Consider the following 16,986-nt stretch of genomic DNA (forward strand, 5'->3'; position numbering starts at 1 on the left):
TCGCATAACTTCATTGGTATTTCAGATCAATTTTCTGTTCTGCTCATTTCATATGGAAATATTTTTTTTAAGAATAACGCATCACGATATTCTCAATATTCATCTCATAGAGATTAAAATTTTATTGGTTCCGATATTAAAATAATAAAGGAACCAATTTTTTCATCCTATAATTTTCTTTAAGAAACTGGGATGTAATTTGTTTTTCTGAAATAACCATTGCTGCTCCTAAAGCGGAACCTAATGGCGAGTGTGTAGATAAAACTTTAAATGAACTGAAATGATGTGACATCAATTTCATAAAAACATCATTATCAGTAAATCCGCCGTCAATAAATATCTTTTTAATTTTACTATTTCCAATAGCTTTATTGATAGTATCTACCTGCAGTTCCATTAACTCAATCATTAACTGATGATAAGCCTCTTCAAAAGTATCGAATAAATTCAATTCTGTTTTTTGTGGCAGACGCTGCAGAGAAATCCCCTCAAATTTAAAGTAAACTGCTGGTTTTTCAATTAAATTCAAATAAATATTCTGGTCGAATTTTACTTCGCGGTGATAACCGTACTCCTTTTTATAGTATTCGCAAAGTTTTTCAACCTGCAGTCGGTATTCATTACCCATAAAAAAACGGGAAGCTTTAACTCTTTTACCGTCAATACGCAGATAATTCAAGCAATTGTTTGAGATATCTTCTTTATTTAAATTTTCGGAATTAAAAGGATTCAGCGCAATGCTCCAAGTACCTGTTGAAAGCAGTAAAAATGGTTTCTTTTTACTTAAAACATAAGGCAGCAAGGCAGAGGAACTGTCATGAATCCCCACTCCAATTTTTATTTTTTTATTTTTATATATCGTATTAATACTGGCAGAAGTTGGAACAATTGGAGGCAGTATTTTATCAATACCCTCATCATGAACCCATTTATGATACTCTTCGTGCTCATAATTCCATAAATTAGTATGGCATCCAATACTGGTATATTCACTCACAGGAATTCCTGTAAATAAATAAGACAGATATTGTGGCAGATGCAGGCTGCATTTTATCTGAGCAAATATTTCAGGCTTGGTTTTTTTGATCCAGTAAAGCTGCATACCAGAGTTCAACAATCCTGATTGTGGCGGCGAAGCAGTTTCGGCACCAAATGTAAGAGCATCTCCATATTTGCTGTAAAAATCCTCCAGAATTTCCTCTGGAAGCTCTTTTATGTAATTATAAAGCGGCGTTAGCGGTTTTCCTTTATAATCCAGATGAACCAAACTTGCGCCATAAGACGAAAAATTCAACGTTCTGACATCAAATTCTGCGGACTCTAAAACAGAATCAAAAGTATCTTTTATCCAACGTTTCAATGCTGCTAAATCTTCGGTTTCAAAACCGTCTTCATCTACTGTAAGCGGAAGATTTACGTAATCGCGATATACTTCATTATAGTCGTCGTCAAAAAGAAAAAACTTTTTATTCGTTTTCCCAATATCAAATACTGCATTTACCTTAATCATCATAACTTATAAGCCTGTAGCCATTGTTTTAAGTCCTCTTTCACCAATAAGTTCTTTTCTTACATTCAGATTACGGTACAATGCAACAGGATTTAATGCTGCTCCATTGCGCAAACGAGCTTCAGCAACTAATGCGCGAACGTCTGTGCGGAAAGCATTCTGCAAAATTTCCTGAGCTTTTACTACGTCATTTTCTGCTTGTGCAATTTCTAATGCTTTTCTGTCTACCGAAAGTGCTTGCGCATAAGCAATCATAATCGCTTCAACAGACTGCAATAAATCTTCCAAAGGATCTTTGATATTGTGTGAAGCATCTATCATCCAGCCTAAATCTTTGGCGTGATTCATTCCTCTTGCATCCATACCTTCAACCAATTCGTTAAAAATCAAGAATAATTGGTATGGTTTCAAAGCTCCAGCTGTTAAATCGTCATCGCCATATTTTGAATCATTGAAGTGGAATCCACCCAATTTATCTTCCATCAGCAGTAAAGAAACAATCTGTTCAATATTTGCATTTGGCAGATGATGTCCTAAATCAACTAATGTTTTTGCTTTGTCCCCTAATTTTTTTACATACGAATACGACTGTCCCCAATCGGCAACAGTAGTAGAATAGAAATTAGGCTCCGCACATTTGTATTCTAAAAACAGTTTCCAGTTTGATGGAAGAGCTGCATAAATTTCCTGTAAACTTTCTAAAGTATTTTCGTAAGCTTTTCTGAAATTTAATTGACCTGGAAAATTAGATCCGTCTGCTAACCAAACAGTCAATGATTCAGATCCTAATTCAATACCTTGTTTGATCACTTCGATGTTATGATCTACAGCTTGTTTACGTACCGCTTTATTTACATTTTGTAAAGAACCGTATCTATATGAATATTCAGAATTAGCCTGATCTTGAAAAGTGTTGGAATTCACCGCATCAAACAATAAGTTATGCTGTGCCGCTAAGCTTTTTATGGCTTTATGATCTTGCGGAATATCCCACGGAATATGCAGCGAGATAGCTCCCGAAGCATTATTAAGTGCATGAAGCAAACCTACATCTTCTATTTTTTCTTCTAATGAGCGCGGCTCTCCTCCTCCGGCAAAACGTCCAAAACGAGTACCTCCTGTTCCTAGTGCCCAAGATGGAATTGCAATTTGAAAATCAATTAATTTTTGAATAATTGCCTCGTTGTCTGCTATTTCAGAAACGGTAAAAATTAATTTATTGGAATGACTTTTTAGTAAATCGTCATTATGTGAAGCTATTTTGTTTGATTCTATTAACATAATCTTGTTTGTATTATTAGAGTTTGCAATTTACGTGATTTTAAAGTAAACTAACGTTTGAAACCATCAAACGTTAGCTACTTCTGGTTAAACCAATAAACCAACCAAATCAATATTATCTATAAAAGCCCATTGCTACTCCTCCGTCTACATTCAGAGCATTTCCTGTTGATTTACTCAACAAACCTCCAACAAATGCAAAACAAGCATTAGCAATATCATCTGGCAGTATAATTTCGTTTAATAAAGTACGTTTTGCATAATATGCCGGCAATTCTGTAACCGTAACACCGTATGCTTTCGCACGGCCTTCTGCCCATCCGCCTGACCAAATGTTTGAATCAGAGATTACTGCATCAGGATTTACAGTATTTACACGGATTTTATCAGCTCCTAATTCAGCAGACATCAAACGTGTTAAATGTGCCTGAGCCGCTTTGGCTGAGCCATATCCAGGATTATTTGGTCCTGCAACTACAGCATTTTTAGATACAATGTTTACGATATCACCGCCAAAACCTTGTTTACGCATTACTTCAATTCCAGCTTTTGAAACAATGAATTGTCCTTTCACCAAAATATCATACAATCTGTCCCACTCTTCAAGAGAATGTTCTGCAATAGATTTTGAAATACTGATACCTGCATTATTTACAACAATATCAACACCGCCAAAAGCTAATGCTGATGCATCATACGCTTTTTCGGCACTTCCTTCATTTGTTACATTTAAAAGAGTACTAGATACTGCATCTTTTCCAAACATCTTAACAAATTCAGCCTTAGCACCTGCTAAACGCTCTTCATCAATATCATTAAGGATAACACATGCACCTTCTTCGGCGAATTTTTTAGCGATAGCTTTACCAATTCCGCCTCCTGAACCAGTAACAAGTGCTACTCTTCCAGACAATGCTTTTGGTTTTGGCATACGCTGTAATTTAGCTTCTTCCAACAGCCAGTATTCAATGTCAAAAGCTTCCTGGCGCGGTAATGAAGTGTATTCAGAAACTGCTTCAGCTCCTTTCATTACATTTACAGCGTTGATATAATATTCAGATGCCAAACGAGCCATCGTTTTATCTTTTGCAAAAGTGAACATACCTACTCCTGGGTATAAAATTACCACTGGATTTGGGTCACGCATTGCAGGTGAATTCGATTTTTTACAAGTATCGTAATAAGCAGCATACATTTTTCTGTACGCCTCAAAAGCTGGAGTTAATTTTGCTTTGATGGCATTCAAATCAGATAAATCTTCGTTTGGATCTAATTCTAAAACCAAAGGACTGATTTTTGTTCTCAAGAAGTGATCCGGGCATGAAGTTCCCAGAGGAGCCAATTTCTCTAAATCATTAGAATTGATGAACTCTAATACTCTTGCATCATCTGTATAATGACCAATCATTTTTCTTTCAGATGAACAGAAACCTCTTAAAATCGGAGCTACTTTCGCAGCCTGCTGCTGACGTGCTTCCTGATTTAAACTCTCTAGTTTCTGACCTCCAAAAACTGGACGTTTTTTACCATAATTGCTTTCTAAATACTCGGCACATTTTTCAATTACCTCAAGTGTATTTATATAACTTTCATAAGATGTATCTCCCCAGGTAAACAAACCGTGAGAACCTAACATTACCCCTTTTAATTTTTTCCCGCGGGCTTCAGCTTCCTCTAGGCATGCGCGCATTTGCAGTCCTAGATCAAAGCCAGGACGCTGCCATCCTACCCAGCCAATTTCTCCGTTGAATAATTCTTCGGTAATTTGTTTTCCGTCTTTTGCTGCTGCAATCGCAATAGCCGCATCCGGATGTAAGTGGTCAATATGTTTGAATGGCAAAAATCCGTGCAAAGGCGTATCAATCGAAGGAGCTTTTGAAGCCAAATCAAAAATACAGTGGTTGAATAATTCCACCATTTCATCTTCAAATTCTATTCCTCTGTATACATTTTCAAGATTACGAAGTCTTTCTAAATATAAAGCCGCACAGCCTGATTTTGTCAATGTCCCGATGTCGCCGCCCGACCCTTTAATCCACATTACTTCAGATGCTTCACCCGTTAAAGGATCTTTATCTGTAATTTTTACTGAAGTATTTCCACCTCCATAATTTGTTAATCTTAAATCAGCTCCTAATATATTAGAGCGATAAATAAAAAGCGCTACTTCATCCCCAGCTAATTCTTGTGCTTTAGCCTCATCCCAAAGATAACTTACGTGCTTAAAAGTCATATTCCCAGTATTTATATTTGACATTATATGTGTTTTTTAAATTTTGTTATTGTGTGTTATTATAGTGAATTGCCAATTCCTACTAATACAATCGAAAGCATAATCAATCCAATTCCTAATAAGAAAGTATTAAATGTTTTTTTGGAAACTCCAGACCATTCTTTTAAATAAAATCCCCAGAAGTTAGCAGTCAAAATAATTGTTGCCATGTGCAGAATCCAAGAACTTGCTCCGTTTCCTAATTTGCTTTCACCCATACCATAAAAGAAGAACTGCAAAAACCACATCGTTCCTGCCAAAGCCGAAAACATTACGTTCTTACTTATTGGAGCTGCCGTATTAGTGTAATCACCAAAAGTTTTGTTTTTAAAATTAAGATAGATACACCAAATAAAGTTTGTAGTCAATCCGCCCCAAAGCACAACGATATAAGTTACATTGTTTTGGAACAAAGGATTACAGCCGCTAACCACAGCTGCTTCAGCAAGAGGTTTCCCTACTTCTATTCCAAAATTGAAAAAAGAGCTTAATATTCCAGAAATCACTGCAATAATCAAACCCTTTACTAAACTAAAATCCCTGTCTCTATCCTCATGTCCTACTGCAAAATCTTTCTCTTTAAGCATTCCAGCTTTTCCAGAAATCGCAATTCCAATCAAACAGACCAAAACTCCAAGCAAAACCAATTTACCTCCAGAGCTGGCAAGCATTTCTGTAAAAGAAACTTTCCCTTCAGATGGATAAAAATTATAATAGATTGACGGAACTAATGCTCCAAAAGCAGAACAAAAACCCAATACTATTGAATTCCCTAATGACATTCCCAAGTAACGGACACCAAGACCATATGTAAGTCCTCCAATTCCCCAAATCAGTCCCATCGAAAAAGCAAGCGCTTTTATAGAAGGTGAAGCCACACTAATAATTTCAGCAAAGTTAGGTATGGTCAGATAAGCCGCAATCGGCGGAACAATTAACCAGGAAAAAAAACCACCTATCAGCCAATAGCTTTCCCAAGCCCAGCCTTTAACTTTTTTGAAAGGCATATAGAAACTACCCGATGAAAATCCGCCGATAGAATGAAAAAGAATTCCAAGTATTGATTCCATTTATTAAATTGTTTTTTGGTTAATTGGTTATAGTTTAGGATTGTAAAATAATAGAATAGAAAAAAGATAACTATCCTGTACTATCCTTTAATCTGAATCATTTTTTATCATCATTCAATAAGTTTTATTTAAAAAAAAGCGTTAAGGGCATTTTAAACCTCTCATTCAAAATAAAATACTCCCAAAAAAAAGGGCTTCAACACTAATAATGATATTTTAACCTTATTTTATTTTACTTTAAATTTTTAAGTGTTAATTTTAAATAATCATTAAAATTTTATTCGTAATTATTACGAAATACTAATTTTAAGGTTTATATTTGTGCAATCGATTACATGTTTGATTTTATGCTGATAAGACAATACATTTAATTTAGTTTGCTGCATATTTTTAAAACAAATCGATTATTCAGATAAATCCATAAATACCATTTTTGGCCATTGGCTGACGGGATAAAAAACAAATTTAAAGTCTCGTTTTCTTTATATATTTTTGGAGAAAAAACATCTAAAAGCGAAAGCTATGATAAAGATTATTAACATTGACGAGGACTCGCGCGTACCAAAATACAAGCAGATTGTTGATTCAATTTTAACTAATATTGGCAATGGAAGTTTAAAAATAAATCAAAAAATTCCATCGATTAATAGTTTTAGTGAAGAGTTTTATATGTCTAGAGATACTGTTGAAAAGGCATATAACATTTTAAAAGAACGAAAAATCATTACTTCAATACGCGGAAAAGGATATTATATTACTCAAACCAAACTGGTTTCGAAAGTAAATGTGCTGTTTGTCTATAATAAATTAAGTTCCTATAAAATGGCAACTTATAATTCTTTTATTGATGCCATTGGAGCCAATGCCCACACCGATCTTCAGATTTATCACTGTGATGAAACACTGTTTCTGAATCTCCTTGACAAATACGAAGGTGCATATGATTACTACATAATTACTACTCATTTTAAAACTGACAAATTAAAACACAGCAGTTATACTGATGCGGTTATTAACGCGATTAATAAAATTCCTAAGGAAAAACTGATTATTATGGATAATATCAAGTTGGGAATTAACAATGATGTTATTAAAATTTATCAGGATTTTGAAAATGATATTTACAATGCACTGAAAGAAGGTTTAGACAAAATAAAAAACTATACCCGGATAATTTTAGTATATCCGGAGAAAGCTGTCTATCCATACCCTAGAAGAATCCTTCATGGTTTCAAGAAATTCTGCGTCGAATTCGAAATCAATTATGAGATTTTAGATGAAATATATGATGACATTATTCTTAAAAAAGGAGATTTATTCATCACCATCGAAGAATCAGATCTGGTAAATCTGGTGAAACAGATCAGAGACAACCAAATGAAACTAGGCAAACACATTGGCGTTATCTCTTATAACGATACACCACTGAAAGAACTATTGGGCATTACTGTAATATCAACAGATTTTAAAATAATGGGGGAAACTGCAGCGCAGATGATTTTAAACAAAGAAATCGGACAGGTAAAAGTTCCGTTTAATTTCATCGACAGAAGATCCATTTAAAACTTAAAACAGCAACACTTTACAAAACAATGAAATTTAAATTAAATCAATTATTATTTCTTGCATTTGCAGTCACATTCTCAAATTGCCCCATAAACATTCAGGCACAAAATAATGGTTCAGCTAAAGATTCCTATAGCGGCATTGAATTTAAAATGAACAAAATAAACGAGCCTAAAATTCCAAATAACAGTGTAAACATTGCAGATTTTGGAGCTGTAAACGGCGGTACCGTTTTATGTACAAAAGCTTTTGCAGATGCTATTGACGCTGTTTCCAAAAAAGGAGGAGGAAAAGTAATCATTCCTCCGGGAATGTGGCTTACAGGTCCAATTATTCTAAAAAGCAATATCGAACTGCATGCACAAAGAGGAGCACTCATTAAATTTTCGACTGATAAAAATCTGTATCCGATTATTCAAACCAGTTTTGAAGGATTAAATACCTGGCGCTGTATCTCTCCTATTTACGGCAAAAACCTTGAAAACGTAGCTTTTACAGGAAACGGTGTTTATGACGGTTCGGGCGAAGTGTGGAGAATGGTAAAAAAAGGCAAATTGACCGAAAGCCAATGGAATGATTTTGTAAAATCCGGCGGCGTTTTAAACGATAAAAAAACAAGCTGGTATCCATCTGAGCAATATGTAAAAGGAAACCAAAACGCTGATCAAAATGTACGCGCTGATTTAAAAACCAAAGAACAGTTTGAAGAAATCCGCGATTTTCTTCGTCCGGTAATGGTCAGCATTCAAAACAGTAAACGTGTTTTATTTGACGGACCTGTTTTTCAAAATTCACCGGCCTGGAACATCCATCCCTTGATGGTCGAAGATTTAATTATCCGCAACACAACAGTACGTAACCCTTGGTATTCTCAAAACGGGGACGGCCTGGACGTAGAATCCTGCAAAAATGTATTAGTAGAAAATTCCAGTTTTGATGTTGGTGACGATGCGATCTGCATTAAATCCGGGAAAGACAAAGACGGACGCGATCGTGGTGTTCCCTGCGAAAACATCATTATCAGAAACAACATTGTGTATCATGGACATGGCGGTGTAACCGTAGGAAGCGAAATGTCCGGTGGTGTAAAAAACATGCATGTTTCCAACTGTACTTTTATGGGAACAGATGTTGGTCTGCGTTTTAAAAGTAACCGCGGACGCGGCGGTGTGGTAGAAAACATCTTTATTTCGGATATATATATGAATAGTATTCCATCACAGGCCATTTCATTCGACTTATATTATGGCGGAAAATCGATTGCCGAAAAACTAGCCGAAGGAGAAACAAACACCGTAACTACAGCCATTCCTGTTGATGAAAAAACGCCTCAGTTTAAAAACATCGTTATTAAAAACATTTATATCAATGGCGCACAGCAGGCAGTATTCTTACAAGGATTGCCAGAAATGAATTTAGAAAATATCGAAATTTCGAATTTAACAGGTAAAGCTGACAAAGGTTTTTCTATCATTGATGCAAACGGAATTAAACTTAACAACATCAATTTGGACATTGCAGACAGTACAATTTTTGATATTTACAATGGAAAAAACATGTCACTGAAAAACATCAGTTTCAATTCAGATTCTCCAAAAGCAGTTACGATAGATGGTGAAGCCAGCAAGAATATTGAATTGGTATCGAATGCAAAAACTGACTTTAGCAAAAAAACCACGATTGGTGATAAAGTAGTTAAAGGGGCAGTAAAAATGTAAGTAATATATTTTCATAAGATTTAAAAAAAGGCAATTTTACCGAAGGGTAGAATTGCCTTTTTTGATTATTAATTGTTAATCAAGAGCGTCAGTAATGAAAATTTTCTAACAATAAAAGCTTAAATTATTTACAGTTCTTTTTTTTTATATATTAGCAACATAACAAAAGACTTTTTTATTACACAAAGCTCGCCAACATGCACAGATTAGAGTCATTTTATGGCGGATATTTAATCAATATTATAACTAAACAATATGAACATTAAAGAGAATCTTTCCATTTTAAGAAAATACCTTTTGGATTTAAATTACACAACAAGTTACGATACTTCCAAAAATGCAGATAAACCTTATTTTGCAAAGAATCTGAAAAAATTACGTTCCGCAATACGCAATTTAGAAGACATAGCGATTTTGAACCAAGAAATAGAAATGCTTAAAAACTCTTCTTTATTCAGTAATAACGACGACGAAAATTTATTTGGTTACATGGACAATAATATCATTTCTGGAAACGTAGCTACTTTGACAATTGGTATTGAATTCCTTTTACGTTATGGTGAACAAATCGCTGCACCAATTGATGGGTTAAATATTAGACTTCCGGAAATTGAAAATTTCGATGATTTATCTCGCGTTTCAAATTCTTTAAAAAAAGCGTTAGAACTCCCAATCAATGATCAAAACAAAGGTTATTTAAAAATTGAAGGAGCAGATTCCGGATCCGTATGGATAACGGTTTCTGTCGGTTCTATGGCTGCAGTAAATTTAATTGCCGCAATTTGCTGGGCAGCCGCTGTTGTCCGAAAAAAAATGGCCGAAGCTAAAATGTTTGAAGAACACGCTAAAACGCTGACAATAAAAAACGAAATACTTGGTGATTTTGTTAATGCGCAAAAAGAACAATTAAAAAATATTCTTGAAGCAGAAGCGAAGCAAATTGCTAATGAGCATTATTCAATTGAAGCAGACTCAGATGCAGTAGGAAGATTAAAACTTTCAATTTCTACTGTTTCAGATTTAATAGATAAAGGAGGAAAAATTCTACCAACAAGCGACAGCAATGATACAATTAAATTATTTCCTGATTATTCGAACCTAAACATGATAGAATCATCAATTCGACAGTTAAAAAAAAGCTAATAAACACCCGCTAATAAAGCTATATTTTATTATGTTACAAATTCTTAAAACTCATTGTTAACAAAGATTATCAGAAGCCACATTTAAGGATTAACAAATATGTAGCAAATAATTTCTAACGCTTTGAAATAGAATAAATTAAAATAATGGAATAAGAATTATACAAGTATTTACATAAGTAAAACACTATATAACCAAAATTCAAATTCAGTGGAATTATAGTCTTAATTCCTATTTCTGTTCAACCAAAAACATTCGATTTCTGGAGTTTCCAAATTCTACAAATCTGTATACCATTAATCATAGCCAAACTCAAAATCATGCTAACATTTAACAAGAAATACTTCGGCTTGACCATTCTAATTTTTATCATAGAGGTTTTAATTGCATTATACCTTCATGATGAGATTATTCGCCCGTATATCGGCGATGTATTGGTTGTGATTCTGATTTACTGTTTTATAAAATCATTTTTAAAATTACCTGTTTTACCCCTTGCAATATTCGTTTTACTATTTTCGTTTAGTATAGAATTTCTTCAGTATTTAAATATTGTTGAAAAACTCGGTCTGCAAAAATCAAAGCTGGCCAGAACAGTTATTGGCACATCATTTGCCTGGATTGATTTAGTATGCTATATTGCGGGAATTATTATTGTTCTTATTACAGAGAAAGTTTCTGCAAAAAATTGAAACACAGTATTTAAGAGCTTTCAGCAAAAAAATAAAAAAATGAAAAAGTTTATTATCATAGTAGTTTTAATTTTAACAGCTAATGCTTTTGGCCAGAAGAAAACTGAAAATTCACAGGCAATTTCGGAACAGGACACTATTATTAAAGTCGTTCAAGTAATTAAATACAAAGGCGGAAAAAAACCTGCTTACTTTTTGAATGGAGAACTTGTCAATCAAAGTATCTCTAGTTTTTTAGACCCAAATAAAATTGAAAGCGTCAAAGTTGAAAAAGGAGATATTGACATAAACAGCACTAAATATTCCGGCAAAATTACAATTGAAACAAAAAAGGATTACAAGCCAAATTTAATCTCCCTGAACGAACTCAGAAAAAGATACACAACAGTGCAGGAAAACGCCGTAATTTATCAGATTGACAATGAAATAATTGATGCTGACTATGATAAATATGTCATAGACAAAAATTATATCTTAAAAATAACTATCAATAAACTTGAAAATCCAAATCTAACTGTCATAAAAGTAATCAGTAAATCAGAGGAAAACATCAAGAAATCAAACGAAATAATAATTCGAGGCGACAGCATTCGTTAAACTAGCTTTTCCCTAAAACCTTAAAAACTAAACTTTTTGACAAATCTATTTAAACTTCGGATTTGTTTTCACCAGTGCTTTATAACGCATCATCGCTTCTACCAAATAATAATCGCCATACGTGAGCGGTGTATCGATTTCGGTTTTCTTAGGCATGTTCCCTACTCCGTGTTTCAGCAAAAAACCGCCGTTCGTTCCCACTGCCGCAAAATATTCCGGCGTTAATAAATTAGATAAAATTATTTTGGCCGAATCATAATAACGTATTCCGTCTTTTTTATCTGCATAACCGCCTAACTCCAATAAAGCTGAAGCAATTAATGAAGCCGCAGAAGAATCCCGTAAAGCATTAGGAATATTAGGAGCGTTAAAATCCCAATAAGGAATTTTATCTGCCGGCAGATTCGGGTGGCTTAAAATATAATTGGCAATGTTTTTTGCCTGATTTAAATACTTTACATCTTTTGTTTCTCGGTACATTACAACATATCCGTACAATCCCCAGCCCTGTCCTCTCGCCCAAGACGAATCATCGGCTGCACCTTGATTAGTGATTTGTTTGGTAACTTTTCCAGACTCTGTATTGTAAACCACTTCATGATAGGAGCTGTAATCTTTTCGAAAATGATTAACCATCGTTTTATCGGCATGCTGAACAGCAATTTTATAATACGTACTGTCTCCGCTGTGTTTTGCTGCCCAGAATAAAAGCTCCAGATTCATCATATTATCAATAATCACAGGAGATTCTTCATTTGAAGCATGATTCCATGGTGCGCTGTCCCATGATTTGATACAGCCTGTTTTTGGATTGAAACGGCTTGCCAATGATTTGGCACTGTTCATTAATATCGCTTCATACTCTTTGCTGGGATGCAGCCGTTCTGCATTTCCAAAACTGCAATACATCATAAAACCCAAATCGTGTGTAGTGGTATTGAACTGTTCTTTTTTCAGATCTTCCATTACGTTTAGTGCTACCTTTTTTAATTCGGGAGCTCCTTTTGCCTCATCCAGATACAGCAGCGTCCCAGGATAGAAACCACTGCACCACCAGCCGGAATCAGATGTTTCCAGTTGATTTTTATCTGCAAAATAAGTTTTAGGATACTTTCCCACACTCACTTGTCTGCTCAAATAAGCATATTGCTGTATTGCCGTCTGCAGTGCCACATTTATTTTTTCTTCTAAATTTTGTTTCCGAAAACCAGCCGAAACAAAAAACACAGCCACAATTATCAATAAGCAATACTTCTTCATATAATTATTTATTTATAGGTATTTTTTTTAATTCAATAACCCGCACGGCTTGAGGTTCTGTATCTACCAATCCCTCACCATCGGCCTGACTTACATTTTGAGAAAAAATATGCAGCTCTGACTTTTCCTTCCACAATTCTTTATCAAAATTAGGCTCCCACTGCCCTACAGAATAATTGATAACATCCGTAAGTTTCCATTGCTTTTTTTCTAAATTGGCGCTAGCCAAAGTAATTTTATTTGCTCTTTCCTCATCTCTAAAAAGTAAATAAAGCATTGACTTGCTAACCAAAATTTCAGGGCGCGAAATAGGATTTTTTTTTGTTCCTCCTCCTCCCAGCGTAAAAGGTTTGCTGTGAAAATCAGTATCAATTTTATTCCATTTTCCCTTATCCAGATACACCACTTTATACTGAGGAATCCCGTTATCATCCCAATAACCTGCAATATACGGATTTCCCTGCATATCCACTGTCATAGAAGTCTGATTGATTAAACTGCTTTTTTCAGGCACTTTCCAGGCAATTTCTGCGCTGGTTTTTGTTATTGGCAGACTGTATTTTTCGCCGGTAGATTTTTCCCAAGTCTGCCCGCCATCTGCTGAAAAAGCATAACAAATATCATGATTAGTCGAAACATCCCAGCTCTCACGCCAAACCCACGAAATATAAATTCCTTTTTTGCTCACACACATCTGCCAATAAGCACTCCGCTGATTTTCGCCATCAATAAAATTATTCTGCAGCGGACTCCATTTCTGAGTTTTCACATCATATGTTTTCAAAATTAAATTCCCTCTGCCCGAAGCTCCTGATCGGTAACAAAACATCAGCTTCCCATTTGGCAAATTATGAAATTCGGGATAGGTCACCTTGGCTTCGTCACTGCCAGTCATCGGCTGCTCTTCGCTCAGTTCTAAACTAAAAGGTGTTTTACCTTTAGCATAACGCAGACGGGTATCATGCTGGTCCCAACTTACGTGAACAAAGCCATCTGTATCAACAGCGATACTGATGCTGTTGTGAGCATCTTTTACATTACCGCCATACGGAGTAATTACTGTCTGCCATTCTTTTGAATTCAAATTACGCTTTGCCAAAACCATTTTTCCTTCAGAATTGTAATAAGCGGTAAACTGCCAGTTTTTGAAAGTCGTCAAAGCACTATTTCTAAAAATTACAGTGTTAACAGAATTATTGCTCCAGCCCAAACCAATCTCGCTTTCCTCTGTTTTTAACTGCGCATTGCTGTAAAATGTAAACAAAAGCAACATCACAACAAGACTATTTGAAATAACAGCTTTACTATTGGTTTGTTTTTTTAAAATTTTGTCCATGGTTTTTTGGTTAGGTGATTAACTAACAAATGTAATTATAACATTTAAAAACACAGACCTGTACCTACCAGTATTTTATTAGATAGTCTATCTTAAAAAATGGCTGAATTTAGTTTGTCTTTTTATTTAAACAGCTCATTCAAGGATAATAATAACAGATTGTTTTAATCCTTAATCAGTGACAAAGTCAGCTTCCCGTATTGGTTTTGAGAATCATTCGCATTAATTTGATATGTATAATTTCCAGGTTCAAGAAGTGTCTCTCCAACATAATCTATTGGCTGCAGGGTATATGTTTTTCCATTAATTACCAGCTCAACGAAAGCGTATCTATAAGCTGCCGCAAAAACTTTATAATCCGATTTTTTACCTGATTTTAAATTCTCGAAGCTTACATCTCCACTAGTAGTATTTACCTTAATGTTTTGAAAATCGAATTGACTGACATTGGACAATCGAATTTTTAATCCAGATGAATCTTCATCATCGTTTGAGCAGCTAATGAATACTGCAATCGAAATAATTAACACTAGTATTTTTTTCATAATCAGAGTTTTATTACTAGATGCTAAAAATGCGACATAGTTGCGTTAATAGATTTAAAATTAAAAGCAAAAAAAAGGCAATTTTACATAGCCGTAAAATTGCCTTTTCCATAATCCTTAAAAAATTAATTTTTAATGTGTTTTTACCAAAACGATATCAGGTTTCGGAGCAGGTTTCATTCCTTTGCCCATATAAAAACTAGCATGTGGCGGCTGATTGTAGCCTACATTCTGCCAGGCAATGCTTAAACGGTATTGCGGATCGTGCATTAAAGTATACTGCCTGATATCCGTTGGAATTGTAGTGCTGTAGATTCTTAATTCAGTATTATCAGTGCTTCGCAAAATTAATTCTTCTCTCCAATCACCTAAAATATCAGCTGACAAACCAGGAGTCGATTTCGTTCCATTATTGGATTGTGCACCTTCGGCTGTAAATAATCTTCCTTTTCCGTATTTGTCAATATAATTAGAGTTGAGAAGTTCACGGGAAGCATCCCCATCCCAATAAATTAAAAAATTAGCAGCTCTTGGAGATTCCCCAATTTCATTTCCTTTTATGTCATACAAAAATTTAGAACCAGACCACCACATTTGAGCTCCAGCTCTGGTATTGTCAATATTATCCGCTACGCCTCTGCCTACATCCTCGTCATTCATGGCTGTAAATAATGTTTTCCCGTTTGCTGCCGAAAAAAGAGCAACACCCGGACCTTTTGTTCCTTCTTCAATTTCATGAACACCAAAGACTTCCAAACCTGGAATTTCTGGATCCAGATCACTCACATGCAAAGCATCTCCGTGACGATAGCCCGTTGTATACAATCCTTTGCCATTATCATCGACACACATCGAACCATAAATAATTTCATCTTTCCCGTCCGCATCTACATCGGCAACTGAAAGTCCGTGATTACCCATTCCGGAATAAGGACTTTTACCGTCTTTGGTATCAAAAACCCATCGTGAAGTTAATTTCTTATCTTTAAAATCCCATGCTGCCAAAACTATTCTTCCATAATAGCCACGGCACATCACCACACTCGGATGAACGCCGTCCAAATAAGCCACACAAGCCGTAAAACGGTCAACTCTGTTACCACTGGCATCGTTTCCTCCGTTACCGCCTCTGCCTCCCCATGCGCCAATGTCTCCCCTTTCGGCAATGTAATCAACCGTTGTAACTGCACTTCCAGTTCTTCCGTCAAAAACGGTAAGATACTCTGGTCCTTTTAAAATTTTACCAAAAGTTCCAGACTTCTCATCAGTATCTCTCCAGTCTTTTGAAGCATCGCCAATGACTTTACCAGTTCCGTCCACAGTTCCATCGGCGGTTTTGCAGACAATTTCGGCGATACCGTCACCATCTAAATCGTATACCATAAACTGAGTGTAATGTGCTCCTTCTCTAATGTTTTTACCCAAATTTATTTCCCATAAAAATTTGCCTTCAAGCGTATAAGCCTGCAGAACAACCGGATCTGTCAGTCCTTTATGTGAATTATCATGTCCGACTCCCGTCATGTGCACTACTAATTCGTATTGCCCGTCGCCGTTCAAATCTCCTGCCGAAATATCATTGGCAGTATATCCGTTTATGGCTTTCAGCGGAATAGACAGATAGTCTTTTACTGCTACATTGGCTGTAATAGTAAAACTTCCTTTTTCTTCGTTTTCTTTACCATTTAGAACCGTTTTTACAAACCAGGTATTATTTTCATTAGCCTTAGCAGTTTCATCACTGAAATTGGCCGCTCCGGTAATTGGCTTTTCGTTAAGCAGAACGGCATTCCCTGTTTCGCTTTTTCGATATAAATTAAAAGCTAAATCGTCAGGATCTGTTCCTAAAACCCGCCAGCTGATAAAGAATTTTCCATTTTGATTGATGGCAATAATTCCTCTGTCTAAATTTTCCATCTGTCTCTGACCAAAAACAGAAAACCCAATTAGAAACAACAATAGATTCCATTTTAGCGGCTTAACTTTTGACATATTT

13 protein-coding genes are annotated in these 16,986 nt (G+C 35.3%); 5 read left to right on the plus strand and 8 right to left on the minus strand.

Annotation, left to right across the window (positions count from 1 at the left end; all coding sequences use genetic code 11):
- Positions 1-136: 136 nt before the first annotated feature.
- The 4 genes from IRZ80_RS08320 to rhaT all read right to left on the minus strand — a co-directional run bounded on the left by IRZ80_RS08320 (position 137) and on the right by rhaT (position 6,133).
- Positions 137-1,510, minus strand: a complete 1,374-nt coding sequence (locus IRZ80_RS08320; RefSeq protein WP_194641206.1) for an FGGY-family carbohydrate kinase — start codon at positions 1,508-1,510, stop codon at positions 137-139.
- Between the two features lie 6 nt (positions 1,511-1,516).
- On the minus strand, positions 1,517-2,791 hold the full coding sequence (locus tag IRZ80_RS08325) for a TIM barrel protein (protein WP_194641098.1): 1,275 nt from the start codon (positions 2,789-2,791) through the stop codon (positions 1,517-1,519).
- Positions 2,792-2,906: 115 nt separating this feature from the next.
- The gene (locus IRZ80_RS08330; RefSeq protein ID WP_194641099.1) at positions 2,907-5,048 is read right to left on the minus strand and encodes a bifunctional aldolase/short-chain dehydrogenase; all 2,142 of its coding nucleotides are present in this window, start codon (positions 5,046-5,048) and stop codon (positions 2,907-2,909) included.
- 35 nt (positions 5,049-5,083) lie between these two features.
- Entirely contained in the window at positions 5,084-6,133 is a 1,050-nt protein-coding gene (gene rhaT / locus IRZ80_RS08335; protein ID WP_194641100.1) for an L-rhamnose/proton symporter RhaT, read from the minus strand.
- 522 nt (positions 6,134-6,655) lie between these two features.
- Here rhaT and IRZ80_RS08340 point away from each other — a divergent pair.
- The 5 genes from IRZ80_RS08340 (at position 6,656) to IRZ80_RS08360 (ending at position 11,849) form a co-directional block, all read left to right on the plus strand.
- On the plus strand, positions 6,656-7,696 hold the full coding sequence (locus IRZ80_RS08340; RefSeq protein WP_194641101.1) for a GntR family transcriptional regulator: 1,041 nt from the start codon (positions 6,656-6,658) through the stop codon (positions 7,694-7,696).
- Positions 7,697-7,725: 29 nt separating this feature from the next.
- The gene (locus tag IRZ80_RS08345; RefSeq protein ID WP_194641102.1) at positions 7,726-9,417 is read left to right on the plus strand and encodes a glycoside hydrolase family 28 protein; all 1,692 of its coding nucleotides are present in this window, start codon (positions 7,726-7,728) and stop codon (positions 9,415-9,417) included.
- Between the two features lie 255 nt (positions 9,418-9,672).
- Complete coding sequence (locus IRZ80_RS08350) at positions 9,673-10,560, plus strand: hypothetical protein (RefSeq protein WP_194641103.1); 888 nt, start codon at positions 9,673-9,675, stop codon at positions 10,558-10,560.
- Positions 10,561-10,880: 320 nt separating this feature from the next.
- Entirely contained in the window at positions 10,881-11,252 is a 372-nt protein-coding gene (locus IRZ80_RS08355) for a DUF2809 domain-containing protein (protein ID WP_194641104.1), read from the plus strand.
- A gap of 39 nt (positions 11,253-11,291) precedes the next feature.
- On the plus strand, positions 11,292-11,849 hold the full coding sequence (locus IRZ80_RS08360) for a hypothetical protein (protein WP_194641105.1): 558 nt from the start codon (positions 11,292-11,294) through the stop codon (positions 11,847-11,849).
- A 45-nt stretch (positions 11,850-11,894) separates the two neighbouring features.
- Here the strand turns inward: IRZ80_RS08360 and IRZ80_RS08365 are convergent, their stop codons facing one another.
- From IRZ80_RS08365 to IRZ80_RS08380, 4 genes are all read right to left on the minus strand, one after another.
- Positions 11,895-13,109 carry a glycoside hydrolase family 88 protein gene (locus IRZ80_RS08365; protein ID WP_194641106.1) on the minus strand — a complete coding sequence of 405 codons (1,215 nt, stop codon included), beginning with the start codon at positions 13,107-13,109 and terminating at the stop codon, positions 11,895-11,897.
- Positions 13,110-13,113: 4 nt separating this feature from the next.
- Positions 13,114-14,445 carry a BNR repeat-containing protein gene (locus tag IRZ80_RS08370; protein ID WP_194641107.1) on the minus strand — a complete coding sequence of 444 codons (1,332 nt, stop codon included), beginning with the start codon at positions 14,443-14,445 and terminating at the stop codon, positions 13,114-13,116.
- 164 nt (positions 14,446-14,609) lie between these two features.
- Entirely contained in the window at positions 14,610-14,990 is a 381-nt protein-coding gene (locus IRZ80_RS08375) for a hypothetical protein (protein WP_194641108.1), read from the minus strand.
- Between the two features lie 132 nt (positions 14,991-15,122).
- A complete protein-coding gene (locus IRZ80_RS08380) occupies positions 15,123-16,982 on the minus strand; it encodes a rhamnogalacturonan lyase (protein ID WP_194641109.1) in 1,860 nt (619 codons plus the stop codon).
- Positions 16,983-16,986 lie beyond the last annotated feature (4 nt).

Source organism: Flavobacterium sp. HJJ (assembly GCF_015351475.1).
Lineage (GTDB): Bacteria > Bacteroidota > Bacteroidia > Flavobacteriales > Flavobacteriaceae > Flavobacterium > Flavobacterium marginilacus.